Origin of the sequence: Lachnoclostridium edouardi (assembly GCF_900240245.1) — a bacterium.
Taxonomy (GTDB): domain Bacteria; phylum Bacillota; class Clostridia; order Lachnospirales; family Lachnospiraceae; genus Lachnoclostridium_A; species Lachnoclostridium_A edouardi.
The window spans coordinates 787,639-813,528 of the sequence record NZ_OESQ01000001.1 but is presented as its reverse complement, the minus strand read 5'-3'; the positions used below and the strand labels follow the sequence as shown (position 1 = coordinate 813,528).

The window sequence follows — 25,890 nt, the reverse complement described above, 5'->3', positions numbered from 1 at the left end:
GCAGGCGTTGTCCCACAGAGAGGGCAGACGCCTGCATAACAACAAAGCACGAAAAAACACCACGATACAGTTCAAAGACTGCTCGTGTCAAACCTACGTGTTCCTTTGCATACGCACGCAAAAAAAGCCCACCATCATGTGGAAAGGTACTTCTACTTTTTATTGCTTATTAGCGTACACAAATTAACACACGTAAGCCTCCTTCCAATCTCAAACTGTCGCACAGTATAACACACATCCGATAGACTTGTCAACCATTTTTAACCTTGTTTTCCATCTTGTTTTTCCATCTCTTACGGGCAGTAGCAAAGCCAGGCGAGCCAGTCAACGGTCAAGATGAACGGCGCTTTCAGCGCCGCCGTTGACAGTCTCGCCCGTCTTTGCTAATGGGTAATCAAGGCGGGAAAGCCATTTTAGGGCTTTCCCGCCCATTTCAATTTTGGGAGAAGAAAGGCCCCAAAATGAACGAGTGCGGCCAAACACTTTTAGGGATTGGCCACCTTGTCCACCCATCCAGCGGGGCGGCGGGGAACGGTCAAGGCCGGGCGTCAGCCCATTCATTTCAGCCTTGACGGTTTCCTGCCGTCCTGCTACTTTTCCCGGAGTGTGGCCACACATCTGGTCACGGTGTCCAGAGCTTTGGGACTTTTTGTCCCATAGGCCGGGGGCGGAGGACGAGGGACGGGGGCTTTCATAATACGCCCTGTCTGCTGCTGAAATCAGCCCTTTGTTTCCGGCTTACCAGCCCCAAACAAAGCCCTGCTTTCCTGCCGCGTCAAATGCCCTTGCCCTCCCCGGCGGCAACGGTATTTTCAGGGCAACGCCGACAGAGCGTATAACACACTACACTTTGCTCCGCAAAGTCGTGTGCCAAATGGGGCGCTGCCCCCTTTGGAAACCCCCGCAACAAACAGGTGCTATGCACCCAGCCGGGAGCATAGCGCCGTTTGTTGTCAGCAGCCCGTTTCACGGTCTGCGTGTAGTTCCTTGTAAACTGACCTAATAGCATTTATTAAATACTTTATGGACAAGAAAAGGAGAGAGGCATAATGGAAGAAAAGTATTTTCAGCCCATAGATGAAAGCATTCGTGTAATACATAATATTAACAGCTCCAATGTTATGGAATGCCCTCATTTTCACGATTACTATGAGCTGCATTTTACCTTATCAAATAACCTGAAATTTATTATTGAAAATAATATTTTTTATGTGCCCAGAGGGGCTGTTTTTGGAATTGGAACCTTTGTGCCTCATATGACAGTTGTGCCTGACGACGCTTGGTTTGAAAGATATACAGTGCATATTAAACCGGAGGTAATGGAAGAAATTACAGAGAGCCTGGATGTTGACTGTATGGAGCTATTTCAGCCTGACGGAGACTTTAAAGCCTGTCAGATCAGGCTGAGACAGGAAGATATTTTTAACTTTTCCCAATTATTAGACAGGGAGAAGGAAAGTTTGAAAACAAATTTTTATGGGGACAAGTCTTACAGAAAAGTAGTTCTGGCCGAAATCCTTTTGTTTTTGCTGCGGGTGAAACATGAGGAGACAGGTGAAGAAGGAAAAATATATGATGATGAAAACGGTATTTTAGCCAAAAAAATTATGGAGTATATAACAGAAAATATTACGTTAGATTTAAATTTAGATTTGCTGGAAAAGGAATTTTTTATTAATAAATATTCTATCAGCAGGATTTTTAAAGAATACTGCGGAGTCACTGTAAATCAGTATATTATTTCCAGAAGGATTTACCTGGCCTGTGAGCTGCTGAAGAAAAATGACGCTGTATTTAAAGTGTGCGAAATGTGCGGCTTTTCAGATTACGGCCATTTTATCAGAATATTTAAAAAACACGTGGGAATTTCCCTAAAACAGTATGCTTTAAAAATATGTAAAATGGAAATAAAATTAAAATAAAGCATTTTTTGCACAAAAAAAGATGAGAAATAAATAAAATACTATTCTATAATGAAAACACAAAAAAGACAGAAAATATACTTGACAGGACAGGTAGAAAATTTTAAGGAGGGTATTTATTTATGGATCAAAGCGTGCGTTTAAGATTTTTGTCAGAGCCAGACATGATCAAAGCAGGGGTGTTAAACATGGAAGGCTGTTTAGAAGCTGTGCAGGATGCGTTGGCATTGCTGGCAAAAGGGGATTACTTGATGGGAGGACCCAGTGAAAATGACCACGGCCATTTAATTTGGTTTCCAGAGCACAAAAAAGGTCCAAGAATGCCGGAGGCAGGGCCGGACAGAAGATTTATGGCCATGATTGCTTATCTGGGCGGAGATTACCATATATGTGGAGAAAAATGGTACGGCTCTAATATTGCCAATAGAGAAATTGGGCTGCTAAGGTCTATTCATTCGATTATATTAAATGATCCTGACAATGTAAAACCTCTTGCCTTTATGTCGGGAAACCTGTTAAGCCAGATGAGAACAGGGGCAGTTCCAGGAATCAGCGCCAGATTTTTAGCTCGTGAGGGGGCTGAGACCATAGGCATCATTGGAGCGGGAATGGTTGGAAAAACAGCGCTTTTGGGGGTAAAAACAGCAGTGAAAACATTAAAGACAGCCTATATTTATGATGTTTTTCCTGAAGCTTCCAAGCGGTTTGCCAAATATGCAGAAGAAGAGCTGGGGGTACAGCCGGTAATTGTTGATAAGCTGGAGGATGCTGTAAAAAATATGGATATTGTACATATTGCAGCTTCAGGGGAAGAGCTTCCTGCTATTGATACAAAATTGCTGAAAAAAGGTTCTTTGCTGTGTCTGACCGGTGCGGCTGACTTTATTAACGACGATTGGATTGAAGACTGTCAGATATATGCAGATAACTGGAAGCTGCATCAGGCATTTATCTATGAGATGGATTATCCCAGAGAGGGAATCAGGGAGGAGATTTTGTCATGGGCTCCGTCGGCTCCTGTTATTGACGCTGCATATAAAGGTAAATTCTCCGGTTTCAGAGTAAAGAATATAGGAGATGTAATTATTGGAAAAAGCGAGGCCAGACAATGTCAGGACGATAAAATTATTTTTATTACAAGCGGCATGGCAGTGGAAGATGTAGCCTGGGGCAAAAAGATCCTGGAAAGAGCGGATGAACAGGATATTGGTCAGGTTCTTACATTCTGGGAAAAACAATATTGGCTTAAATAGTGAATGGCAAAGGCAGTGGCAAAGGCCGCACTTCAAATTACGTTCTGCGCAGATTATTTGAGGTGCGGCTTTTAAAACAGCTTAATAAGCGCGGGGAAAAGCAGAAGCTTCATAGTGGTTTTATTGGGGAAGGAGCAAACACAATATGAAATATAGAAGATCTGTGGCAGGCATAATATTGGCGGCAGTAATAGGACTGACCATAGCCGGCTGTTCTGATAATAAGAATCAATCAGCTTTAAACAATAATATTAGCCAGCCTTCGGCAGAAGATAATTTTGATGCAGATATAACGGTTGTGCAGGCAGTGGATATGGTAAGCTTTGATCCAATTCAGTCTTCAGATATGTCTAATGTATATACCTTGGCAAACGTGTATAGCCGGCTGTTTCGGTACAGTGAAAATCTTGGAGCTGAAAAAGAGCTGTGTAAGGATTATGAAAGAATCAGCGATACAGAATGGCACTTTACTATTTGGGAAAATGTTCAATGCCACGACGGGTCGACGCTGACAGCAGACGACGTTATTTACTGTCTTAACAGAGCAAAGGGAAGTTCTATTATGACAGCTTTGTTTCAGCAGGTGGAAGAAATAAAAAAAGTAGATGATAATACTATTTCTATTACAACAGACGGGCCGTATCCATCTCTTCCCACCGCTCTTACAAACGTGGCTACTTCTATTGTGCCTCAGTCCTATTGTGAAAAGGCTATTGCAGAAAATAACTGGTCTCATCCTATTGGCAGCGGAAGATATAGCTTTGACAGCAGGGTAATTGGAGATACTATTAAATTTAAAAGGTTTGAAGGATATTTTGATCAGGAAGACAGGGCCTTAAATAAAACCCTTACTATAAAAATCATACCGGAAGGCACGGCCAGAACCATTGCCATTGAAACAGGGGCAGCAGATTTTAATGCAGAATTTGCCACGGCAGATTATAAAAGAGTAGTGGAAAACCCGGCTTTAAAGCTATGGGAAAAGGATTCCCAAATGGTATGGCATTTAGGCATGGACAATACGCAGCAGTGGTTTAATAACAAATTGGTGCGCCAGGCAGTTAATTTTGCTGTAGATAGAGACGCCTGTTTGCAGGTAGGATACGAGGGGCTGGGAAAGGTTGTGTGGAATTGCGCCACATTTGCTCCCACAGTAATGGGAGCCATAGAAAATCCTTTGGGAATGTATTCTTATGATCCTGAAAAGGCAAAAGAGCTGATGAAAGAGGCAGGATGTCCTGGCTTTGAGACAGAAATTATTGTATTCCGGGACGAGGCGGAGAGAATGGCTATTGTGGCTCAGGCCAATTTAGCGGAAATAGGAATTCAGGCGAAAATCACCAGAATTGAAAACGCAGTGTTTGCCTCCTATATTGCAGACCACAGGGCTCCTATGTTTATTACCAGCTGGGGCTGTTATGAAGATCCTGACTTGTTTTTAGGAAGGCGTTTTACAGAAGCTGGATTTGGAGGAGTAAACAGAGTTTGGTATTCTAACCCAGAGCTGGATTTAATGATCGCCCAGGGAAGAGAAAATTTTGAGGAGGAAAAAAGAATTCCTGTTTATGAGAAAATCCAGGAATTTCTGGCCGAAGAAGCTCCGGAGGCAGATTTGTTTGTAAGCAAAACCCTTGCTCTCAGCAATAACCGTTTAAAGGGAGTGGAGCTGAACGCGGAAAGGGCGGGAAATTACTATAAATTACACTATTGACGGCTTCCATGTTTCCTGAAAATACAGGGAACCTGCAGATATGGAGGGGAATGCATGATTAAATATATATTTAAACGTCTGATAATTCTGATACCAATAATAGTTGCCTTAACATTTTTTGTTTTTACAATACTTTATATGACGCCTGGAGATCCGACGCAAATTATTTTAGGAAGTGATTATACAGAGGAAGCAAGTATTCAGCTGAAGCAGGAGTTAGGGCTGGATAAACCTTTTATTATTCAATATGTTAATTATTTAAAAAATCTGGCCACAGGAGATTTTGGAATCTCTTATATTACCAGAGCCCCAGTAGGAGAGCAGCTGTTTTCCAGATTTCCCAATACATTTAAAATAGTTATTGCCGCCATGATTTTCTGCGTGGCAGTGGGGATGCCTATTGGAATACGGTCCGCCACAAAACCGGATTCTTTGTTTTCTAAAATTACTATGATTATAGGATTAATGGGGGTTTCTATGCCGGTGTTTTGGCTGGGGCTGCTGTTGATTTTATTTTTTTCCGTTCATTTAGGCTGGCTTCCCTCCAGCGGCATGGACGACGGCTTAAAAAGCCTGATTCTGCCGGCGGTTACTGTGGGGGCCAATTATATGGCCAATACTATGAGAACTACCAGGTCTTCTATGCTGGAGGCAGTACGCCAGGATTATATCAGAACGGCCAGGGCAAAGGGAGTCAGTGAGCATGATGTTATTTATGATCATGCCCTTGGAAATGCGCTGATGCCTACAATTACAGTTGTAGGGCTGAATGTGGGGGCCCTTTTAGGGGGAGTTGTATACTGTGAAACAGTATTTTCTATTCCAGGCACAGGCAGACTGTTAGTAGAGTCTATTAATAAAAGAGATGTGCCCTGTGTGCTGGGCTGCCTTGTAATTATGGCTATTTGCGTGGCTGTTTCAAATTTAATTGTAGACCTGATTTATGCATATATTGATCCCAGAATTAAGGCACAGTACAGTAAAGGGGGCAGCAAATAGTGGAAAGTTCAGCCAGAACATATACAAGTAAAAAAGAATTTTATAAACAGTTTAAGAAAAAAAGTAACGGAATGGAGCTGTGGCTGCGCTTCTTGAAAAATAAAACAGCTGTAGCAGGTCTGGTTATTTTTTCAGCTATTGTGCTGCTGGCAGCAGGAGCACCTTTGTTTGCAGATTACCACGAATCGGCCATTAGCCTGGATGTATATAACAGGCTGCAGCCGCCGGGGTCCGGTCATATTTTGGGAACAGATGAAATGGGAAGAGATATTTTTGCCAGAGTTATTTACGGGGCCAGGATTTCTCTGACAGTAGGTATTTCCTCTGTGGCTGTGGCTCTTTTAGCAGGAGGAAGTCTGGGAGCTATTTCTGGATTTTACGGAGGAAAAATAGATAATGTGATAATGAGAGCAATGGATGCATTTTTATGTCTTCCAGATGTGCTTCTGGCTTTAGCGATTATCGCTACCTTTGGAGTCAGCAAGGTGAATTTAGTACTTTCTATCGGCTTATCTTTCTCGCCTAAATTTGCCAGAATTGTCCGGTCTGCAGTTATGGGAGTCAGGGGAAGCGAGTACATAGAAGCAGCCAGATCTATTGGAGCAAGAGACGGCCATATTATTCTGCCTCATGCCCTGATTAACTGTATGGGGCCTATTATTGTGCAGGTGACTTTATATGTAGCCAACGCTATTTTAACGATTTCAGGCCTAAGCTTTCTGGGACTGGGAATACAGGCTCCCACGCCTGAGTGGGGGAATATGCTGGCCTCCGGCAGAGCCTTTATGAGAGATGAGGCTTATATTGTCATTGCCCCCGGTTTAGCAATATTCTTTACCATTCTTTCACTGAATTTGTTAGGCGACGGACTGCGGGACGCCTTAGATCCAAGGCTGAAACAATAGGAGGGCTGTTATGGAAAAGAAAAGAGATGAATGGGAAAAAACGCTGGAAATAAAAGATTTAGTGATTCATTATACATCAGACAGCGAAACAGTATATGCGGTCAATGGAATTGATATGGAGATTTCTAAAGGAAAAACCTTAGGCCTGGTTGGAGAGACGGGAGCGGGAAAGACTACAACAGCTTTATCTATTTTAAATTTGATTCCCGAGCCTTCGGGAAAGATTATTTCCGGGGAAGTGAAGGTAAAAGGAAAAGATGTTCTGCAAATGGGAACTCAAGAGCTGCGCAGTTTAAGAGGCGACCAGGTGGCCATGATTTTTCAGGACCCATTTTCATCTCTTAACCCAAGAAAAACAGTGGCGGAAACTATTGAGGAGCCTTTGATTCTATCTAAAATGATTCCTGATAAAGAAAAAAGGTTTATAAGAGTTTTGGAGTTAATGGACAGAGTAGGGTTGGCGGAAAGATTAGTCAATATTTATCCTCACGAGCTGGACGGAGGGAGGAGGCAGAGAATCGGAATCGCCAGGGCTTTAGCTTTAGATCCTAAATTTATTGTGTGCGACGAACCGGTTTCTGCTTTAGACGTGTCCATTCAGGCTCAGATTTTAAATCTTATGAAAAAAATTCAAAAAGAAATGGGCATTACATATATTTTCATTACACATGATCTGTCTGTAGTGAATCACTTTTCAGATGATATTGCTGTTATGTATTTAGGCAGACTGGTAGAAAAAGCGCCGGCAGAAGAGTTGTTTCAGTCGCCTCTGCATCCCTATACTAAGGCTCTCCTCAGCGCCATTCCAGTACTGAGGATTCACAACAGACCGGAACGAATGCTGTTAAAGGGGGAGATTACATCTCCAGTTAACCCGAAACCAATATGCCGGTTTGCCAACCGCTGTTCCTTAGCAAAAGAAATCTGCAGCAGTGAGGAACCAGAGCTTTTGGAAGTAAGTCCCGGCCATTTTGTAGCATGTCATTGCTGTAAAAACAATAAAAAATAGTTGAGCGCAAAGCGCGAAACTATTTGCTACCCAAAGTTCGCCATAGCGAAGTTTGGGGTTCCCGTAGTTTTTATGGAACGAGGAACGAGTGAAATAAAAAATAGTAACACTCGTGAAAGACCTCGAGAACTATTTTTCATGTATCCCACGTAAGTGCCTAAAATACAGGCACTAAGTGCTCATAACAATAAAAAATAATATGTGGATGAGGTATAGAGATGAAATTAAGTGGAATTTTTCCTCCGATGATTACTCCTTTTAAAGAGAACGGGGAAGTGGATTATGAGGCATTTGTTTATAATGTAAGAAAATGGGCTCAAACAGATTTGGAAGGTCTTCTTGTGCTGGGCTCAAATAGTGAAACGGCTTTTCTCAGAGAAGAGGAGAAGCTGAAACTGGTAAAGCTGGCCGCCGTTAATGCGCCGGGGAAAATTATTATGTGCGGAACTGGAATGGAAACGGCGGAAGAGACCATTGAGCTTACAAATAAGGCCGCAGATCTGGGGGCGGACTGCGCGTTGATTTTAACCCCCTGTTTTTACGACGGAGCTATGAAAACTCCTGCATTGGCTCAATATTTTACTCAGGTAGCTGACAATGTAAAAATTCCTATTTTGCTTTATAATGTACCTAAGTTTACTCATGTTAACATGGGAGCAGATTTAGTAGCCCAGATGGCAAAACATAAAAATATTATTGGAATGAAAGACAGCTCTGGAGATATGCCCCAGTTTGCAACCTTTAAACGGGTGACAAAGGGCCAGGATTTTAGTATTTTTGTTGGAACGGCCTCAGCTCTATATCCAGCCTTAACCTTAGGGGCTGCAGGAGGCATTATGGCTTTGGCAAACTGTTTACCAAAGGAATGTATACAAGTATATGAACAATATAAGAGAAATGATTTAGAAGGAGCCCTGGAAACTTATCAAAGAATTTTTCCGGTAAATACTGCTGTGACAGCGACATATGGAATTTCAGGTTTAAAATATGCGTGTACGCTGAAAGGATATAAAGGAGGATATGTAAGAAGGCCTTTGATGGAACAGACAGAGGAAAATAAGGCGGAAATTAAAAAAATTCTCCAGGAGGCAGAAGGTTAGAGAAAGATTAGAATGATTATATGTGACGTAAAAAGGTCTGGAAAAATCTCCAGACCTTTTTTATCGGGGCAACAGGATTTGAACCTGCGACCTCTCGGCCCCCAGCCGAGCGCGCTACCAAGCTACGCCATACCCCGGTGCTCTCTATTATATCAAATTTTCCAAAAAATGCAAACAAAAAATTCATTTTACTTCTGTTCTTAAAAATGTTCACATTTTATTTCTTGTTTTTTTAATAATCCTCACATATAATAGAAATAATTGTTTTAGACAATAATATACAAAAAAGGGGTGTTTCTATGATGAATCAGACAGAGTTCACTAATGCGCTTGAAAGTTTTGCAGGCACTTGTATGCAAAACGGAAAAATTGACACGGATCTGTATGAAAAGTATGAAGTACAGCGTGGACTGCGTGACAAAAACGGGAATGGTGTCGTTTCCGGGTTGACAAAAATATCAACTATAGAAGCCAGCAAGATCATTGATGGAAAAAAAGTCCCCTGTGAAGGTCGGTTATTTTACCGTGGTTATAATATTCAGGATCTTGTGCGGGGTATGACTCAGACGAACCGTTTTGGATTTGAAGAGATTTCTTATCTATTATTATTTGGCACACTTCCCACAAAACAGCAGTTGGAGAACTTTGCCGATACACTGGCGTTCAGCAGAACTCTTCCTACTAATTTTGTGCGGGACGTAATTATGAAGGCTCCCAGTAAGGACATGATGAATTCTCTTTCCAGAAGTGTTCTGACCTTGGCTTCCTATGACCCTAATGCAGCTGACATTTCCATTCCCAATGTTCTTCGTCAATGTTTAATGCTAATCAGTCTTTTCCCAGTTTTGTCTGTATATGGCTATCATGCTTATAATCACTATGAGCGGGAAGAAAGTATGTATATCCATCATCCTGACAAAAATCTTTCCACATCTGAGAACCTGCTTCGCCTTCTTCGGGCTGATAAGCAGTATACTCCACTGGAAGCACATGTTCTGGACCTGGCGCTTATCCTCCATATGGAACATGGCGGAGGAAATAACTCCACTTTTACTACCCATGTTGTCAGCTCATCTGGTACCGATACATATGCGGCAATTACAGCAGCCCTGTCTTCCTTAAAAGGACCAAAGCACGGCGGAGCTAATATTAAGGTTGTGGAGATGATGGATGACCTTAGAAAAAATGTTTACGATACCTCTGACAGGGAAGCAGTGAAAAATTATTTAGTTAAGCTTTTGCACAGAGAAGCATTTGACAAAAAGGGATTAATCTACGGTATGGGACATGCAGTTTATTCCAAATCAGATCCAAGAGCAGAGATTTTTAAAGGTTTTGTGGAAAAGCTTTCCGTTGCAAAGCAGCGTCACGACGACTTTAATTTATATGCTATGATTGAAGAACTGGCTCCTGAAGTAATTGCAGAGGAACGGCGCATCTACAAGGGCGTCAGCGCCAATGTAGACTTTTTCAGCGGCTTTGTTTACAGTATGCTGGATATTCCGTTAGAGCTGTTTACTCCGATTTTCGCCATTGCCAGAATCGTAGGCTGGAGCGCCCACAGAATTGAGGAGCTGATAAACATGGACAAGATTATCCGTCCTGCATATGTAAGCGTAATGCCTTCTACTAATTATATTCCTATGGAGGAAAGATAATTCTGATACTAAAAAAGAGAAATGCTGTACATGGCCTTAATTCTTTTCAGAATCTAAGGACCATCAGCACTTCTCTTATTTTTTTATTTCACTCATTCCTCGTTCCATAAAAACGGACGGAACCCCCAAATTTCGCTATGGCGAACTTTTGGCAGCAAATAGTTTCGCGTTTTGCGATCAACTATTTTTTTATGCGTTTTTGCCGCAGCACTTTTTATACTTTTTGCCGCTTCCGCATGGACAAGGATCATTTGGATAAACCTTTGTCTCATTGCGCACTGTACCGGAAGCCTTCTGCTTTTTGTACAGTTCTTTTCTTTTCTCTTCGCTGAGAATGCTTTCCCACTGAGGCAGCTCATACAGCCAGCTGGCTTTTGCCTCCACCATGTTGTAGTACAGCTTCTCCGGATCAATTTCAATCTTTACCAGAGTGTCCTCCTCCATGGTGTCAATAGGATTTTCATATCCTTTTAAGCTTTCATTGATTCCGTCCAGGAAACCGGTCATAATTAAAATCTCTGTCTCATATTTTTCTGCCAGTTCTTTTACTGTACCTTCAATTACCTGGTCTGGATTTGCCAGAATCTGCTCATAAATTCCTTTTTCAATCTGGAAATATCTGGTCCATAATTCTTCTCTCTGTTTCTCATCTAAGCCCTCACCATAAGCCAGATTTCTCCATGTCTCTAAAATAGCCATTTCTAACTCCATCCTTCTTATGTTATTCTTCCTATGAAGTATCAATTGTTAGTATATAACAGAATGTACAAATTTGCAAAATGTTTTTACAAAAACATATAAGCCCTTATTTTTAAGAATAAACCCAAGCCGGTATGTTGCTGTAGGCCAGAATCAGGAAGGAGGTGCAGGCCAGGTAGACAGATAACCGTACAGCGTTAAATTTTTTCATCAATGATAATATCATAAGGAGAAATGTAATAAACAGCACGCCCATAAACCAGGTGGTAAACACTCGTTTAAATGTCAGCCCATAATTTACAATATAAAACTGCATTCTGGAGAATGCTAAAATGATAAATCCTAATGTTTGAAATCCTAAAATGCTCAGCTGCACGGTAAGGCTTTTTTTCCTTTCAGCAGCATACCATTTTATCCCGGTAAAAATCACAAAATTAATAGATGCAATCCAGCATAGCTGGAAAAAACCATTTCTGGCATATGTGCTGGTTAATAAGGTTCCTTCTTCAATCTGCCTTAAAGAGGCTGGGATACTTCCCAGCTTCACCACAAAAAACAGGGTGTACACCAGAAGGAACAATATCATAAATCCTGAGGCAACAGAAGGCGCTACAGTAAGTTTTTTGGTTTTGCCCTGAGAGGCAACGTAAAAACAGCCATAAAAAAGACCGAATAAATATAGGGCCACAATTCCTGTCATAATCAGCTGAATAATAGTTAAACTATTAGGCTGGGCCAATGAGGAAATATTGTTGCAAAACTGCCAAAAAGTATGATCTGCAGTAACCAGAAGGCAGATTACAATTAAAAATAAGGGAATGCTGAATAAAATTCCTAAAAGGGCCTGTTTCATCTGCTGTTGATTTCTTTTACTTTTATTTACAAGGCAGGCCGCCCCGTTACAACATGCCAGAATCAGCCGGTAGCCGTGCATTGCAGGGAAACAAAACAGCCCTTTTAAAAGGTCCAGAATACAGCATTCGTTGAGACAATTATAAAGTCTTTTGCCTCCTAAGGATACCAGCCAGTAAACTGCCGTTAAGTGGAGAAACAGCACCAGATACCCGGTAATATCTTGATCTACATTTTTCCTGAAAATTAGAAACCAAAAACCTCCGGCTACAGTAAAGGCCATAAAAATCATATGTTCTTTTTCAATTTTTATTTTATTTATATAAGCGCAGGATGCTCCGGCTGCCAAAAAGAACACCACAAATATAGTCATTACATCAGACCATTGCCAATAATTAAAAATCCAGAAATTACTTTGCTCCCCGGGAAACTGAAAAATACTGCTGACATAAATATAAGCGGCTATGGTTGACAAAAGGACTAATAACCATTCTTTTTTCCTGGGCACAAAAACTGCAGTCTGTTTTTTCTCTTCCATTTTACTTACTCCTCTCTATATTCCAGAATATCTCCCGGCTGACAATCTAACACTTTACAAATTGCCTCTAAAGTGGAAAATCGCACAGCCTTGGCTTTCCCTGTTTTCAGCACAGACAAGTTGGCCTGGGTTATGCCAATTTGTTCAGCCAACTGGCCGGAGGATATTTTCCTTTTGGCCATCATTACATCTAAATTTACAATAATTGCCATGACAGCCACCTCCTAGATTGTAAAGTCATTTTCATCTTTCAGCTCCTTTGCGCGTACAAATACATTTTTAATTACTCTGTTTAAAAGCCCCATTAAGGCCATGGCGCAGGCAATAATTCCCCAGAAAACGTAGTATGTCATGGATACAAAACAAATAATCGCTACTAAAAAGCACATCCAGGAAATAATTCTGAGACATCGTATATTTTCCTCTGTAAATATTTCCTCCCGTCCTATTCTGGATATCAGGCCCAGCAAGTAATATAAAATTAATCCAACAGGGACTCCACAGCTGTAAATTGTGGCAATAAAACTGCCTGGCTGCCGGTTTGCCGCACTGTAGTTGTACGTCACAAATATACGTACCAGGGCAGGACAAAAAGCTAACACCAGAAAATATCCTGCTACAAATAAATAAAGACAAAGTTTTGTTAAGAAAATTGAATTTTTATGGGACCACTCCATAGCTTCCTCCTGTTTTCACCAGATTATTTACCTTTATCCCGGTTAATATCCAAAGTTTACCATAGAGAATTTTGAAAAACAATATTTTTTTATCGTTTTTCGATAAAATTAAGAAAAATTTAAAAGGAGCTGTATAAACTCCTTTTAAATGCCAATACTATAAACAGTTACCAAAGATAACAGAATACTTATCCTCCCCTTTTTAATACCTCGCCTGTTTGCCTTGTGCAGCGGGCGGGGTGTTTTTTTGATTTGGCCTGGTTTTATCAGGGTTTGGTCTGTATATAAAGGTGAAAATCATCTCTTTGCAATGCTGCAAATAACGGTCTGACACAAAATTGACACAAAATAATTTCAGGGAAGAAGTCTTTTTTAAATGGTGTATCATTAAAATAAAAACAGCCGCAGATATGATTTTTCATGTCGCACGGCTGTTCTCAGCGGTAAAACAGATATTGCTTATCTCCTCAATCCAGTTTGTACTCTGCCTGTTTTTTTATCCAAATACCATTGTACAGTTTCTCCGCACTTGCATTTTCTGCTAATTGGAGAAGTGTTCATAACATTCGTTGACATTATATTTTTACATTTAGGACAAATAGCCATCTGACCCATCTTTTCACCTCCCGTCTGATAATTTGTTTTCGGTACAGTTCCCAGCCAATATTTACAAAAGATACATTGCTCTACGGTTCTACAATTTACTTTTTTCATTTTTACCTCATATGATTCTAAAACAGCCATTGTACCCACAATATAACGCCAATGACAATAGCAGCAAAAATTACTGTGGTAAGAATTTTATGTACTCTTATGAAGTTTCTGATTGCAACATATTTTTTCATACGATTCACCATGGCAATTACCATTAGTAATTCATCTACCACTGGAATCATATCTGGAACAAAAGCATTGATAATAAACAGAATAATCTGTATCGGTAATGGAATAACCCAGTAAATAGCCATAAAGATTAAAATTAAAATATAAAACATCTTTTCTTAAAGTCCTTTTAATTTAGATTCATACTTTTGACAAGACCCGATTGCTTTGGTGAGAATACGTTTTTTTAAGCACATACGCTTTTCTTTTTCCTGGATATTCCATATACGTCTATCAAAGGTGGGCGATATAACATTTCTTCCAACATCGTCCCAAAATTCGCAGGTTGCACAGTATGGCATAGACATTGCATTTAATTTCATAATATTCCCCTTTACTTTTTCTCTTGTATAATCTGCCGCAATCGCCGTTCAGAATAACCATACTGCGTTGCCAGCTTTTTGATCGGCTGTGATTTATCAGAGACAGCCTGCCCTACAATAAAATCCTTTGAGTATAGGCGGGTAGGAAAAGATACTTGCTGTCCCTTAAAATGTTCATATATGATAATTACATTATCAATTCCTATAATCTCCGCCAACTCCCCATAGATACCAACCAAATCCTGAGATTTGACGTTTATGTTTTTCACAAATGTAATTTCTCCTCCTTTCCTGAGAGTACTATATCTCTTTTTAAAAGAAGTTTCATTTGATGATTTCAATAGGAATTTCATGGAAATTTTCCTTATAAATTTCCTTTCAGACAATAGAAAAACCGGATAGATATTTTCTATTGAATAACTATCCGACTATCATGTAATACCTATATATGGTATATGGCCATAAATGATTTCTGACACAACTAGGATAAATTGCAGCAGATAATCTGGAGAGGAAAAAAATACATAGGTTTATCTATTATTGTAAATAACAGACAAATCTGGTAAGATTTTTACGTAACCATCAATGATGCCATCAGCGCACAGGGGGTAATCAACCTGTACCCTGATGGTAAGTTCAGAGAGGATATGAAAATGAAAAAGAAATTAAGATATGGGGCGGCAGCAGTAGGAATCAGTATACTTCTAGGGGCTTGTCAGACACCAGGAACAGAAGTAGCAACAGAGATAAAAACAGAAACGGAAGTAGAATCAGAAATAGAATCAGAAACAAAAAAAGAGGGAAATGAATCTCAAACAGAGGAACAGGAAGTGAAAGAATCTTCAGAGGCAGAGCTAAACAGCCGTTATATACTTCAGGAGAAGGACCGCCCCAGGGTTTCTGTTCTTAGTGATCTGGGATTAGGTTCTGAACTTTTGGTGGAAAGTTTTTATAAATCAGGCGATATTAACACAATGCTTAATATATATGTAGATACTAATGGGGAAGGGGATATGCTGGAAGAAGAAAATATGAGTATCTTTTTTTCTGTGATTCATCCAGGTGATGAAACTACAGGAGGTACAGGAGGTATTTCAGCTTCTGCAAAGGTTTCTGTGGAACCGGAAAAAAATATTTATAATCCAGTTTTAGAAATCCGGGATTACTGGGAAGGAGAGCTTACTAATACATTGCAGCAGAATATAGAGATTTCATTTGGGAGGGAAGATAATGCTGAAATTTCCAGAATTCAGGTGAAAGGCAATGAAATCTTTGAAGGGATTTACTATCCAGGCAGTGCTTATGATGAGATAGAACTGACAGAACGGTATTTTTCCAGCGTGGAACTTAGCTATCTGCCTACAGAAGTATTGGGAATTATGCGCAATTCAATTTATGCTTTTCATGGAAGAAAGTTTAATGATCCTGTGCTTCAGGAATATTTTGATAACCGTTTTTGGTACACGGCAAATACAGAGCCTTCCGATTTTTCTGACAGCGTTCTGACAGAAATTGAGCGTGCTAATATTCAGTTGATTCAGGAACTGGAAAAGACGCCATACAGCAGCAGGACGCAAGGAGCATTTCAAGGGCCGGACGGAACAGAACCTGCGCCGTATTTAGATTTCCTGGATAAAAATAGGGAAACAGGTATTACAGTGAACCTGAAGGAAGCAAAGGATATGGGAGAATTTTGGGTAGGGCCGGGAAGAGTTTACCTGCCTGTCACTATGACTTACAGTCAATGGGAGGATGTAAAAAATGGAGGGCAGGCAGAGCTGGTTACAGATGAATTGACAGGAGAAACGAAGATACTGGAATATGACAAAGAAAACGGATATTTTTTATATGAGAAGGGAGAAAAAAGAGAGGAAAATAGAAATCCAGATATCGGGGTCTGGTATAATTATAAAACAGGTTTCTGTGAACTGTGGCAGGCAAGCGACGATACCATTATGAAACCTGTTTATGAAGGCGACATCTGGGTGGTTAAGAGGGCTGTAACAGGAGCCGACGTGACTGTCGCTGATGCGTCTAAGAAGCAGGTGGAGATGACAGTTCCAGAAGCAAATTCAGATGAATCAGGTTTTTATTCAGGAAACTGGATGATTCACGACGGGAGAGGTCATATACTGGTTTTATATTCTTTAGGAGATTAAGATAATGAAAATTGGATATGAGTTAATATGGTTGTTTTTTGTGTATTCCTTTTTAGGCTGGGTATTGGAGACTATTCATGGGGCTATCGTTCATCGGCGCTTTGTAAACCGAGGCCTGGTAAACAGTCCGTTTTGTATTATTTATGGCATTACAGCAGTAGTAATTGCCTTTGCAGGTCAGGAATTAACAGGATTTTGGCTTTTTGTAAGTTCTGCGATATTGGCAACGCTGGTAGAATGGATCGCAGGTCATATGCTGGAGAAATTGTATCATGAAAGGTGGTGGGACTATTCACATATAAAATGGAACTTAGATGGTTACATCTGTCTTCCTATTTCAGTTCTTTGGGGCCTTTTGGGCGTAGTTTCTATGAAATGGGGAAACAGCTTGTTTCTTCAAATTTTCCATATACTTCCCCGTAATGTGGAAAGCGTTGTTATCTGGGTCTTAATGACTGGATTGAGCCTTGATATAGTGGCAACTATGTTTATTATTACTGGAAAAAGCAGGAAGATCGAACAATGGGAGTCCATTGATTCTTGGTTTTCCAGTATTAGTGTTGGCTTAGAAAAAAAATTGTACCATTGGGTAAACGGACGAATTCAGAGGGCTTATCCCAAAACAGATAATCAGGTAAAAACCCAGAATAAGGTGAAAAGTTTTGCTGCAGGCTGCAGTTTTTATAAAATTATGCTTTTATTTTTTATTGGTTCTTTTTTGGGGGATATTACAGAAACAATTTTTTGTCGTATTAGTGCTGGAGTCTGGATGAGCCGTAGTAGCGTGGTCTGGGGACCATTTAGTATTGTCTGGGGATTCGCTGTGGCGGCGGTAACTGTTCTGCTTTATAAGTACAGAAACAGGACCGACAGATTTTTATTTATCATGGGAACAGTTTTAGGAGGAGTATACGAATATCTGTGTAGTGTTCTTTCTGAGAAGATGTTTGGGACAGTCTTTTGGGATTACAGTAAAATTCCTTTTAATCTTGGAGGACGTATTAATCTTCTGTATTGCTTTTTTTGGGGAATTGCAGCTGTTGTATGGTTTAAGGCACTGTATCCTAAATTATCTGCATGGATTGAAAAGATCCCAGAAAAAGCAGGTAAGATCGTCACATGGATTTTGATTGTATTCATGTGCTGTAATATGACAGTATCTTTTTTGGCCCTTGTCAGAAGTAGCCAGAGAAGCAGCGGGATTGAAGCGGAAAAGACTTGGCAGGTAATTATGGACCAGAAATTTAGCGATGAGCGGCTGAGGCAGATTTACCCTAATGCAATTCGTGTAGAGTAAATAATAATAGCTGTTTCTTTGTACACTGATGGTATTCGCCGGTATTACCTTATATAACTTAATAGTATTCATCATAAAATGCTCTTTTTTATAGTTTGAGCCAATTTTTCATTAACAATACTTATATTCCCCCGGCTTTTATCTTAGAGGTTAAATGTTGTAATAATAACATGGCTGTTGTAAGCTTCCTATATCTGCCTAGTTACATAGCGCATAGCTTGCTGTGACGGTGTAGATCATCAGATAAATGCCACTGTTAGTCAGCTTTTTTGCTCACTAACAGAAGAAGGATGAATATTTTTAATAAAATGGAAAATGATAGCCATAGAATCCAGCTATTCTTAGATAGGTAGATTCTATGGCTGTTTTGATGATAAAAATGAAAATATGTGAAAAAAGTTCTTTTTTTATATTTTATATATGAAAAATATTGACATAATTTGAAAAGCAATGTATATTATAACCAACAACTTGAAAGAAGGTGACAAAAAATGAAATTTTCTGGAAGAATGAATTCTTTTATCTTTAAAGGAAAATATGATCTGCTGCAGACCATAGATGAGTACCGGAAAATGGAAGGAATCACTCACCTGGAGTTTAATTATCCGGAACATGTTGTTGGGTATGATCTGGATGAAATTAAAAAACATATGGGTGATCTGAAGGTGAATGGAGTAGCTTTACGATTTAGAGGAGAGCAGTTTGTAGATGGGGAATTTACAAATCCTAAAGAAGGACGAGGGGAGGAAGCAGTAAAATTATGTCTGGAGGCAGTAGACGCCTGCTGTGCTTTAGGCGGTTCTGTAGTGACAATTTGGCTGGGATACGACGGATTTGATTATCCTTTCCAGGTAGATTATGAAAGAAACTGGAACATTATTGTAGATTCTTTTCGGAAAGTAGCAGAGTATGCGGAACCAAAAGGAATTAAAATCAGTATTGAATATAAGCCCTGCGAGCCAAGAGCCTATTCTATGGTAGACGGAATCGGATTAAGCCTTCAGGTTGTAAAAGAGGTGAACAAACCTAATATAGGTCTTACCTTAGATTACTGCCATATGCTGATGAAAAGAGAAAATCCTGCATATTCTTTGGTTCTGGCGGCAAAAGACCACAAGCTTTATGGCCTGCATATGAACGACGGATATGGAGAGCTGGACAACGGTTTAATCTTTGGCTCTGTTACAATTCCTCAGGCTTTGGAATTTGTTTATTATTTAAAAAAATATAATTATGACGGCGTTATATTCTTTGATTCATTCCCCGTAAGGGAGGAAGCAAAAGAGGAAGTGGAAGCGAATATAAAGACTTTTCAAAAGCTTTCAGATGCAATAGATCAATATGGCATGGATCAGGTAGAAAAGGTTATTAAGCAGCAGGACGGGGTACAGTCTCAGAAGCTGGTATTAGATATGCTTTTAGCAAAAAAATAATATACATATTTAAGGAGGAAAAAATGAGAAAACGAGTATTGGGACTTTTATTAGGGGCAGCAGTTGCAGGAGCTTTAATGACAGGGTGCAGCGGCGGAGGACAGACTCAGACAACAGAGGCAGGTAAAACAGAGGCCTCAGAAAGCGTTAACCCAGGAGAAAGCAAAGAGGAGACTGGGGAAGCAGAGACAGAAAGCCAGGGCTTTAACCCTGATAAGGAGGCCGGAGTTTCTATTGAGCAGATCAGAGAAGAATTTGGCGAGGCAGTGCCTGTGCCGGAAGGCGATCTGACAATCGGCGCAGTGGCAAAGCAGTTCCAGAATGAATATTGGCGCACATTAAAGGAAGGTTATGAAGAAGGCGCAAAGCTGGCAGGAGAAGCCGGAATTTCGGTAACTGTAGACGTGCAGGCAGCTTTAGATGAAAATGACGAGCAGGGCCAGCTGGCTATTGTAAACAATATGATTAATAAAAAGTATTCTGCTCTTTTACTGTCACCTATTTCTGACGGAAACCTGGTGCCTGGAGTGGAAAGCGCTTTAGAAAAGAATATTCCTGTGCTGAATGTAAACGATGGTTTAATTGCCAATGCTCCTAATTTTGTAGGACCAAAAGCAGATCAGAACGGAGAGCTGGCGGCAGAGTGGATTGCTGAAAAATTAGGCGGAGAAGGCCAGGTAGCTATTGTAATCGGTATGCCTAAGGCATTTGCAGCAAGACAGAGAACAGAGGGCTTTGAGAACTGGATGGCTGAAAATGCTCCTGGTATTGAAATTGTTGCAAAGCAGAATGCTGACTGGGACAGAAATAAGGCAAAAGAGCTGACAGAAACATGGCTGAAAAACTATCCTGATTTAAAAGCTATTTTCTGTAACAACGACGGTATGGCTTTAGGCGTTGTGGAGGCAGTAAAGGAATCTGAAAAAGATATTTTAGTTGTAGGCGTAGATGGAATCGGGGAAGCTTACGATTCTATTAGAAAAGGCGAATTAAGCGCTACTATTGACTCATTCCCATTCTATAAGGCTCAGATTGCATTAGAGTGCGCATTCAGAGAGCTGGCAGGACAGGAGCTTCCAAGAGTCATCTGGACACCTCAGGCATTAATTGACAGCGAGAATGTAGACACGCCGGCTACAGAAATTATTAATTGGGTACCGACAGAATACGCAAAATAAAGGGTGCTGTAATGAAAACAAGGGACTGTAGAGGCGTTCCGCCATGGACGGCCTTTGCAGTCCCGTCTTTGTAAAGGGGATCTGTATATGGATCATGTAATTGATTTTAAGCATATTGAAAAACAGTTTTCCGGGGTAAAGGTATTAAAGGACATTAGCTTTTATGTTGGAAAAGGAGAGGTTCACGCTCTTTTAGGAGAAAATGGAGCCGGAAAATCTACGCTTTTGAATATTCTTCATGGAGTTTACCAGGAATATGAGGGAGAAGTGTGGCTGGAAGGTAAAAAGGTAGTATTTAAAAATCCCAACGAGGCGATTACAAAAGGAGGGATTGTAAAGGTACACCAGGAGGTTAACGTAGTAAGAGACCTGACGGTGGGGCAGAATATTACTTTAGGCTACGAACCATGTAAAGGCGGTATGGTTGACTACAAAAAGCTGAACTGCACAGTAAATGAAATATTAAATAAATTAAATTGTGAGTTCCGGGCTGAAGACAACGCAGGAAAACTAACTGCAGGACAAATGCAGATGTTAGCCATTGCAAAGGCGCTTTTCCACCATGCGAAAGTAATTTCCCTGGACGAGCCCACTGCCTCTTTAACAACCAGCGAGACAGAAGCCCTGTTCCGGATTATTAATGAGCTGAAGGCAGAGGGAATTACTATTTTATATGTAAGTCACAGATTGGAAGAAATATTCAGAATCTGTGACAGAGCCACAATATTAAGAGACGGAGAATATATTACCACATTAAACGTGGCAGACATAGACAGAAGTACTTTAATCCGCCATATGGTAGGCCGGGACGTTAACGCAGTGGCCTCCAGGCTGGAGGAAAGCTGTTGTGGGGAAGAAGTTGTTCTCAAGGTGGAAGACTTTAGCAGGAAAGGCGTGTTTGAAAATATTAATTTCTCCCTCCACAAAGGGGAAATTTTAGGATTTGCCGGACTGGTGGGGGCAGGCAGAACCGAGGTTATGAGAGCTATTTTTGGGGCTGATCAGAAAACCTCAGGAAAGGTTTGGATAAAAGGAAAAGAAGCAAATATTAAAACCACCAGGGATGGACTAAAATGGGGAATCGGACTTTTGCCGGAGGAAAGAAAAACCCAGGGCTTTGTAAATGTAATGAATAACATTGACAATACCGCCTTATCTTCTCTGGAAAAATATATGACAGGATTTTTTATTGATAATGGAAAAAAACGGGCTAATTATGTTCACTACGAAAAGGAGCTAAATATTAACCCTAAAAGACCAGATTATATGACCCAGAATATGTCTGGAGGAAACCAGCAGAAAATTATTCTGGCCAGATGGCTTTCCACAAATGTAGATATTCTGATTTTCGACGAGCCTACAAAGGGCGTGGACGTGGCGGCGAAAGCAGAAATTTACAGATTAATGGAAGAGCTGGTGCACAGCGGGAAATCTATTATTGTAGTGTCCTCTGAGCTTCCGGAAATTATGGGAATCAGCGACAGGATTATTATTATGTGCGAGGGAAGAAAAACAGGGGAGCTAATGAGAGGAGAATTTACAGAGCCGGCAATTTTAAACTTTGCTATGGGAGGAAAAAAGGATGAGTGAACAAAACGGTGAAAGAAAAAGATCAGGTTTTTCCCTTTGGCTGGGGGGAATGAGCCGAGAGCTGGCGGTTTTGGCAGCTCTTCTTGTAATGATAGTAATATTTGCAGCCATTGATTCTTCCTATGTAACAGTAGGAAACTTTGTAGATATTGTAAAACAGGCCACAATCAACGGAATTATTGCTATTGGAATCACTTTTGCCATTATTACAGGCGGAATTGACCTGTCTGTGGGAAGTACATTTGCCATTGTAATTGTAGCTGTAGGGCAGATGACAGTACATGGGGTTCCTCCTGTTCCGGCCATTGCCTTAGGCGCGGTTTTGGGAACAGTTATGGGCTCTGCCAACGGCCTTCTTGTTACAAAAATGAAGCTGCAGCCTTTTATTGCCACCTTAGGCACCATGAGTGTATTCCGCGGTATTGCTTATGTTGTAACTGGAGGATGGCCTGTGCTTAATATTCCTGACAGCTACAGAAAAGCATTAGGCGCTAAAGTAATAGGAGATGTGCCTGTATCTATATTTGTGCTTTTGGCCATTGCCATTGTAGCTCACGTGCTGTTAAAGAAAACCAGATTTGGAAATTATCTGTTTGCAGTAGGCGGAAATGAGGAGGCGGCAAAGCTTTCCGGAGTAAATGTAGACAGGACAAAGATTTTAGCTTATTGTATGTGCGGATTTTGCGTGGCCTTTGCAGGCATGATTATGTTGGCCAATTTAGGTACAGGAGAGCCGGCTACAGGCCAGGGCTATGAATTAGACGCCATCGCAGCCTCAGCTATTGGAGGAACCAGAATGTCAGGAGGAAAGGGAAGTATTCTGGGAACATTTTTAGGAGCACTGCTTTTAGCCGCCTTAAAAATCGGATTGATTATTACAGGCGTCAGCACATTCTGGCAGTACATTGTAACTGGTATTATTATTGTTATTGCCGCTTATTTTGAGGTGATTCAAAGCAAGCTGTCAGCTCGTTTTTCTAAGACAAAGGCATAAGAAAAGCAGCAGAAAGAGGAAGCTATTATGGAGAAGAAGGTTCTGGTAATCGGAAGCCTGAATTATGATATTATCTTGAATGCAGAAAGACTTCCTGAAAAAGGGGAAACCTATGTCTGTAAAGGGGCGGACCGCTGCTGCGGCGGCAAAGGAGGAAATCAGGCCGCCCAGTGCGGAAAGCTGAACATAAAAACTTACATGGCAGGCAGAGTAGGCCGGGATTTTTCAGGAGAAATTCTCCTTCAGGGATTAAAAGAGGCGGGAGTGGATACCAGATTGGTGGAAAAGGATCAGACGGAAACTGGTTTAGGCGTGGTATATGCATTAGAGGACGGAAGCGTTTATGCAGGAATTGTTCCGGGAGCCAACAGTAAGGTATCTAAAGCCGACGTAGAAAAAGCCGCTTGTTTTATGGATGAGAACACAGTAGTAATTCTTCAACTGGAAATTCCTGTGGAAACTGTTGAATATGCAGTGGAAACAGCTAAAAAAAGAGGAAGCCGGATTATTCTTAATACAGCTCCGGCAGGAATTGTAAAGGAAGATATTTTAAGACAGTGCGATTATGTGGTTGCCAATGAAGTAGAAGCTGAGGTTTTAACAGGAAAAAGCATTACGGATAAGGTTTCAGCCGGAGAGGCTGCTGCTTGTTTGGCCAGAAAGCTGGGAAATACTTGTATTTTCACTTTAGGAAGCCAGGGGGCTGTAGCTGGGGCGGGAGAAAATATATGGTTTTGTCCTGCATATGCTGTAAAAGCTGTGGAGACTACAGGAGCAGGCGATTCCTTTATTGGAGGATTGGCCTGGGGAATCATTGAAGGCATGGAATTTTCTAAAATTCTTTCCCAAGCCTCCATGTGCAGCGCTATTACAGTACAAAGCCCGGGAGGACAGCCCTCCATGCCTACCTTGTCTAAGGTGCTGGAATTCAGGAAAAAAGCAGCAGATTCTCCGGCGTGAAATTGACTTTCCCCATAGACTTCATGTATACTAAAGCAAGGAGAAAATGAGATGAGTACAGGGGGAAATGTAATGATTCCTTATGAGAGAAGGCAGATTCTGCTGGCAGAGCTGGAAAAACAGGATATGGTAAGCCTGGAAGCGTTTGGAAAGGCCCTGAAGGGAGTGTCTGAGTCTACCATCAGGCGAGATCTGAAAACATTAGAAAATGAAGGCCAGATTGTCCTTTTAAGAGGAGGAGCGGCGAAGATTAAAACAGGCTCTTACGATACGCCTATTTTTTCCAGAGATTTATATAAGGTAAAAGAAAAAGAAATGATTGCCAGGGCGGCTGCAGAATTAGTTTCAGACGGAGAGGCCATATATATTGATTCCGGCAGCACATGCCTGAAAATGATTTCTTATTTAAAAAACAAAAAAATAACTGTGGTGACTACAAATGCAATGATTGTGCCTAAGATTCTGGAAACAGATATTGATGTGATTATGATTGGCGGAGATGTGTTAAAGGCTACTGCATCCATTGTGGGCAGCATGGCGGACAATTCTTTAAAAAATATGTATTTTGACAGGGCTTTTATCGGGGCTACAGGATATGATCTGCTGTCCGGCATCAATACTCCTGACAGCAGGGAAGCCAATAAGAAAAAAATTGTCAAGGAAAATTCCCACCAGGTTTATGTGCTGGCGGACAGCTCTAAGGCCGGTAAAAGAACAATGTGCAAGGCATTTGAATTGTCAGAATGTATAGTAATTACAGAAAAGGAGACAGAGCTGTTAAAGGAACACGGCAATTATATCATTGCGTCCGAATAATAAATGGAGGACAATGTGAAGAATTGTATATTAGGAATGGATATTGGAGGCACCAATATCAGAATGGGACTTGTAGATAAGCAGGGAAAAGCAGCCTTTGTGGAAGTAGTGCCTTCAAGGTCAGTGTACCAAATGGAAAATACTTTGGACGGGTTATGCTCTGTCATTGACCAGTACTGTAAAAAGCATTTAGGGGAGAATCGGCCGCTTTTGGTGGCGGCAGGCTTTCCCTCAGTTGTGGATAAGGAGAGAAGAAGACTGTATTCCTCCACTAATTTTCCAGGCCTGGACGGAGTAGATATTGTGGAGGAAATGGAAAAGCGCCTGCAGCTTCCTGTTATCATTGACCATGACGCCTGCTTTCTTTTAGCCTATGATGTCAGCCGGTCAGAAATAAAAGAGGAAGGGGCGGTAATAGGCCTTTATTACGGCACGGGAATGGGAAATGCTATCCGCATAGGAGGAAAGTCTTTTACCGGGAAAAACGGCACGACGGCAGAGGTAGGACATATGCCGGTGGAAGCAGAGGGACGGCTATGCAGCTGCGGAAATAAAGGCTGCGTAGAAATGTACTGCTGCGGGAAAGCTTTAGAAAAGATTAGAGAAGAATCATTTCCAAAGACTCCCTGGGAGGATCTATTTGAAAAATATAGAGACTCAAAAGAGCTGGATGGATTTGTGCGCTACATGGCATTTCCAGCGGCGGCTGAGATTAATATTCTGGACCCGGATGCCGTATTTATAGGAGGCGGAATTCCGGCTATGAAAGGTTTTCCTAAAGAACGATTAGTAAAATATATTTTGGAGAACACCAGAAAACCTTATCCTGCTGAAAATATAAACATTATTTTTTCAGAGGCCTCGGCTGAGAACGGCATTGTGGGAGCTGCAATAGAGGGCTTTAAAAAGCTGGACCAAGTAATCGCCTAAAATAC

The 25,890-nt window shown here is 40.9% G+C and carries 24 protein-coding genes and 1 tRNA gene; 17 read left to right on the top strand and 8 right to left on the bottom strand.

Annotated features, from left to right (window positions below):
• Positions 1 to 1,049: 1,049 nt before the first annotated feature.
• The 7 genes from C1A07_RS03750 (at position 1,050) to C1A07_RS03720 (ending at position 8,899) form a co-directional block, all read left to right on the top strand.
• On the top strand, positions 1,050 to 1,922 hold the full coding sequence (locus tag C1A07_RS03750; protein ID WP_101875922.1) for an AraC family transcriptional regulator: 873 nt from the start codon (positions 1,050 to 1,052) through the stop codon (positions 1,920 to 1,922).
• 122 nt (positions 1,923 to 2,044) lie between these two features.
• Entirely contained in the window at positions 2,045 to 3,175 is a 1,131-nt protein-coding gene (locus tag C1A07_RS03745) for a Rossmann-fold NAD(P)-binding domain-containing protein (protein ID WP_101875921.1), read from the top strand.
• 145 nt (positions 3,176 to 3,320) lie between these two features.
• Positions 3,321 to 4,886 carry an ABC transporter substrate-binding protein gene (locus tag C1A07_RS03740; protein WP_101875920.1) on the top strand — a complete coding sequence of 522 codons (1,566 nt, stop codon included), beginning with the start codon at positions 3,321 to 3,323 and terminating at the stop codon, positions 4,884 to 4,886.
• Positions 4,887 to 4,940: 54 nt separating this feature from the next.
• Complete coding sequence (locus C1A07_RS03735) at positions 4,941 to 5,885, top strand: ABC transporter permease (RefSeq protein WP_101875919.1); 945 nt, start codon at positions 4,941 to 4,943, stop codon at positions 5,883 to 5,885.
• A 71-nt stretch (positions 5,886 to 5,956) separates the two neighbouring features.
• The gene (locus C1A07_RS03730) at positions 5,957 to 6,790 is read left to right on the top strand and encodes an ABC transporter permease (protein WP_101878031.1); all 834 of its coding nucleotides are present in this window, start codon (positions 5,957 to 5,959) and stop codon (positions 6,788 to 6,790) included.
• A gap of 10 nt (positions 6,791 to 6,800) precedes the next feature.
• Positions 6,801 to 7,799: an ABC transporter ATP-binding protein gene (locus C1A07_RS03725; protein ID WP_101875918.1), complete on the top strand. Its 999-nt coding sequence runs from the start codon at positions 6,801 to 6,803 to the stop codon at positions 7,797 to 7,799.
• 218 nt (positions 7,800 to 8,017) lie between these two features.
• Positions 8,018 to 8,899: a dihydrodipicolinate synthase family protein gene (locus C1A07_RS03720; RefSeq protein WP_101875917.1), complete on the top strand. Its 882-nt coding sequence runs from the start codon at positions 8,018 to 8,020 to the stop codon at positions 8,897 to 8,899.
• Positions 8,900 to 8,962: 63 nt separating this feature from the next.
• Here C1A07_RS03720 and C1A07_RS03715 read toward each other — a convergent pair.
• A tRNA-Pro gene (locus tag C1A07_RS03715) sits at positions 8,963 to 9,036 on the bottom strand.
• A gap of 162 nt (positions 9,037 to 9,198) precedes the next feature.
• On the opposite strand from C1A07_RS03715, the gene C1A07_RS03710 reads away from it, so the two are divergent.
• Positions 9,199 to 10,557 (top strand): citrate/2-methylcitrate synthase, encoded by a 1,359-nt coding sequence (locus tag C1A07_RS03710; RefSeq protein ID WP_101875916.1) that lies wholly within the window; start codon positions 9,199 to 9,201, stop codon positions 10,555 to 10,557.
• A gap of 189 nt (positions 10,558 to 10,746) precedes the next feature.
• Here the strand turns inward: C1A07_RS03710 and C1A07_RS03705 are convergent, their stop codons facing one another.
• From C1A07_RS03705 to C1A07_RS03670, 7 genes are all read right to left on the bottom strand, one after another.
• A complete protein-coding gene (locus C1A07_RS03705; protein ID WP_101878030.1) occupies positions 10,747 to 11,256 on the bottom strand; it encodes an SEC-C metal-binding domain-containing protein in 510 nt (169 codons plus the stop codon).
• Between the two features lie 112 nt (positions 11,257 to 11,368).
• Entirely contained in the window at positions 11,369 to 12,646 is a 1,278-nt protein-coding gene (locus tag C1A07_RS03700; RefSeq protein ID WP_101875915.1) for a DUF4153 domain-containing protein, read from the bottom strand.
• A gap of 5 nt (positions 12,647 to 12,651) precedes the next feature.
• Positions 12,652 to 12,858, bottom strand: coding sequence for a helix-turn-helix domain-containing protein (locus C1A07_RS03695; RefSeq protein ID WP_101875914.1), 207 nt, complete (start codon positions 12,856 to 12,858; stop codon positions 12,652 to 12,654).
• A 12-nt stretch (positions 12,859 to 12,870) separates the two neighbouring features.
• A complete protein-coding gene (locus tag C1A07_RS03690) occupies positions 12,871 to 13,323 on the bottom strand; it encodes a DUF2975 domain-containing protein (protein WP_101875913.1) in 453 nt (150 codons plus the stop codon).
• A gap of 459 nt (positions 13,324 to 13,782) precedes the next feature.
• The gene (locus C1A07_RS16155; protein WP_180952172.1) at positions 13,783 to 13,938 is read right to left on the bottom strand and encodes a hypothetical protein; all 156 of its coding nucleotides are present in this window, start codon (positions 13,936 to 13,938) and stop codon (positions 13,783 to 13,785) included.
• 386 nt (positions 13,939 to 14,324) lie between these two features.
• Complete coding sequence (locus C1A07_RS03675) at positions 14,325 to 14,528, bottom strand: hypothetical protein (RefSeq protein ID WP_101875910.1); 204 nt, start codon at positions 14,526 to 14,528, stop codon at positions 14,325 to 14,327.
• 11 nt (positions 14,529 to 14,539) lie between these two features.
• Complete coding sequence (locus tag C1A07_RS03670; RefSeq protein ID WP_180952171.1) at positions 14,540 to 14,797, bottom strand: Mor transcription activator family protein; 258 nt, start codon at positions 14,795 to 14,797, stop codon at positions 14,540 to 14,542.
• Positions 14,798 to 15,181: 384 nt separating this feature from the next.
• Between C1A07_RS03670 and C1A07_RS03665 the strand changes: the two genes are divergently transcribed.
• The 9 genes from C1A07_RS03665 (at position 15,182) to alsK (ending at position 25,885) form a co-directional block, all read left to right on the top strand.
• Positions 15,182 to 16,687, top strand: coding sequence for a DUF4454 domain-containing protein (locus tag C1A07_RS03665; protein ID WP_180952170.1), 1,506 nt, complete (start codon positions 15,182 to 15,184; stop codon positions 16,685 to 16,687).
• Positions 16,688 to 16,691: 4 nt separating this feature from the next.
• The gene (locus C1A07_RS03660; RefSeq protein WP_101875907.1) at positions 16,692 to 17,984 is read left to right on the top strand and encodes a putative ABC transporter permease; all 1,293 of its coding nucleotides are present in this window, start codon (positions 16,692 to 16,694) and stop codon (positions 17,982 to 17,984) included.
• 491 nt (positions 17,985 to 18,475) lie between these two features.
• Positions 18,476 to 19,417 carry a sugar phosphate isomerase/epimerase family protein gene (locus C1A07_RS03655; protein ID WP_101875906.1) on the top strand — a complete coding sequence of 314 codons (942 nt, stop codon included), beginning with the start codon at positions 18,476 to 18,478 and terminating at the stop codon, positions 19,415 to 19,417.
• A 23-nt stretch (positions 19,418 to 19,440) separates the two neighbouring features.
• Positions 19,441 to 20,595, top strand: coding sequence for a sugar ABC transporter substrate-binding protein (locus tag C1A07_RS03650; RefSeq protein WP_101875905.1), 1,155 nt, complete (start codon positions 19,441 to 19,443; stop codon positions 20,593 to 20,595).
• A gap of 87 nt (positions 20,596 to 20,682) precedes the next feature.
• Complete coding sequence (locus tag C1A07_RS03645; protein WP_101875904.1) at positions 20,683 to 22,185, top strand: sugar ABC transporter ATP-binding protein; 1,503 nt, start codon at positions 20,683 to 20,685, stop codon at positions 22,183 to 22,185.
• Positions 22,178 to 23,179 (top strand): ABC transporter permease, encoded by a 1,002-nt coding sequence (locus C1A07_RS03640; protein ID WP_101875903.1) that lies wholly within the window; start codon positions 22,178 to 22,180, stop codon positions 23,177 to 23,179. The genes C1A07_RS03645 and C1A07_RS03640 overlap by 8 nt, the downstream gene beginning before the upstream one ends.
• A gap of 27 nt (positions 23,180 to 23,206) precedes the next feature.
• Positions 23,207 to 24,139 carry a ribokinase gene (locus C1A07_RS03635; RefSeq protein WP_101875902.1) on the top strand — a complete coding sequence of 311 codons (933 nt, stop codon included), beginning with the start codon at positions 23,207 to 23,209 and terminating at the stop codon, positions 24,137 to 24,139.
• Between the two features lie 51 nt (positions 24,140 to 24,190).
• Positions 24,191 to 24,955, top strand: coding sequence for a DeoR/GlpR family DNA-binding transcription regulator (locus tag C1A07_RS03630; protein WP_242972240.1), 765 nt, complete (start codon positions 24,191 to 24,193; stop codon positions 24,953 to 24,955).
• A 15-nt stretch (positions 24,956 to 24,970) separates the two neighbouring features.
• On the top strand, positions 24,971 to 25,885 hold the full coding sequence (gene alsK, locus C1A07_RS03625; RefSeq protein WP_242972239.1) for an allose kinase: 915 nt from the start codon (positions 24,971 to 24,973) through the stop codon (positions 25,883 to 25,885).
• Positions 25,886 to 25,890 lie beyond the last annotated feature (5 nt).

Excerpts from the sequence above, each read along its gene's own strand:
- C1A07_RS03750 (WP_101875922.1), top strand. The coding sequence starts at position 1,050 with ATGGAAGAAAAGTATTTTCAGCCCATAGATGAAAGCATTCGTGTAATA.
- C1A07_RS03740 (WP_101875920.1), top strand. The coding sequence starts at position 3,321 with ATGAAATATAGAAGATCTGTGGCAGGCATAATATTGGCGGCAGTAATA.
- C1A07_RS03690 (WP_101875913.1), bottom strand. The coding sequence starts at position 13,323 with ATGGAGTGGTCCCATAAAAATTCAATTTTCTTAACAAAACTTTGTCTT.
- C1A07_RS03635 (WP_101875902.1), top strand. The coding sequence starts at position 23,207 with ATGGAGAAGAAGGTTCTGGTAATCGGAAGCCTGAATTATGATATTATC.
- C1A07_RS03700 (WP_101875915.1), bottom strand. The coding sequence starts at position 12,646 with ATGGAAGAGAAAAAACAGACTGCAGTTTTTGTGCCCAGGAAAAAAGAA.
- C1A07_RS16155 (WP_180952172.1), bottom strand. The coding sequence starts at position 13,938 with ATGGGTCAGATGGCTATTTGTCCTAAATGTAAAAATATAATGTCAACG.
- C1A07_RS03735 (WP_101875919.1), top strand. The coding sequence starts at position 4,941 with ATGATTAAATATATATTTAAACGTCTGATAATTCTGATACCAATAATA.
- C1A07_RS03665 (WP_180952170.1), top strand. The coding sequence starts at position 15,182 with ATGAAAAAGAAATTAAGATATGGGGCGGCAGCAGTAGGAATCAGTATA.
- C1A07_RS03675 (WP_101875910.1), bottom strand. The coding sequence starts at position 14,528 with ATGAAATTAAATGCAATGTCTATGCCATACTGTGCAACCTGCGAATTT.
- C1A07_RS03645 (WP_101875904.1), top strand. The coding sequence starts at position 20,683 with ATGGATCATGTAATTGATTTTAAGCATATTGAAAAACAGTTTTCCGGG.
- C1A07_RS03730 (WP_101878031.1), top strand. The coding sequence starts at position 5,957 with ATGGAGCTGTGGCTGCGCTTCTTGAAAAATAAAACAGCTGTAGCAGGT.
- C1A07_RS03650 (WP_101875905.1), top strand. The coding sequence starts at position 19,441 with ATGAGAAAACGAGTATTGGGACTTTTATTAGGGGCAGCAGTTGCAGGA.
- C1A07_RS03660 (WP_101875907.1), top strand. The coding sequence starts at position 16,692 with ATGAAAATTGGATATGAGTTAATATGGTTGTTTTTTGTGTATTCCTTT.
- C1A07_RS03705 (WP_101878030.1), bottom strand. The coding sequence starts at position 11,256 with ATGGCTATTTTAGAGACATGGAGAAATCTGGCTTATGGTGAGGGCTTA.
- C1A07_RS03725 (WP_101875918.1), top strand. The coding sequence starts at position 6,801 with ATGGAAAAGAAAAGAGATGAATGGGAAAAAACGCTGGAAATAAAAGAT.
- C1A07_RS03745 (WP_101875921.1), top strand. The coding sequence starts at position 2,045 with ATGGATCAAAGCGTGCGTTTAAGATTTTTGTCAGAGCCAGACATGATC.
- C1A07_RS03630 (WP_242972240.1), top strand. The coding sequence starts at position 24,191 with ATGAGTACAGGGGGAAATGTAATGATTCCTTATGAGAGAAGGCAGATT.
- C1A07_RS03695 (WP_101875914.1), bottom strand. The coding sequence starts at position 12,858 with ATGGCAATTATTGTAAATTTAGATGTAATGATGGCCAAAAGGAAAATA.
- C1A07_RS03710 (WP_101875916.1), top strand. The coding sequence starts at position 9,199 with ATGATGAATCAGACAGAGTTCACTAATGCGCTTGAAAGTTTTGCAGGC.
- C1A07_RS03655 (WP_101875906.1), top strand. The coding sequence starts at position 18,476 with ATGAAATTTTCTGGAAGAATGAATTCTTTTATCTTTAAAGGAAAATAT.
- C1A07_RS03640 (WP_101875903.1), top strand. The coding sequence starts at position 22,178 with ATGAGTGAACAAAACGGTGAAAGAAAAAGATCAGGTTTTTCCCTTTGG.
- C1A07_RS03720 (WP_101875917.1), top strand. The coding sequence starts at position 8,018 with ATGAAATTAAGTGGAATTTTTCCTCCGATGATTACTCCTTTTAAAGAG.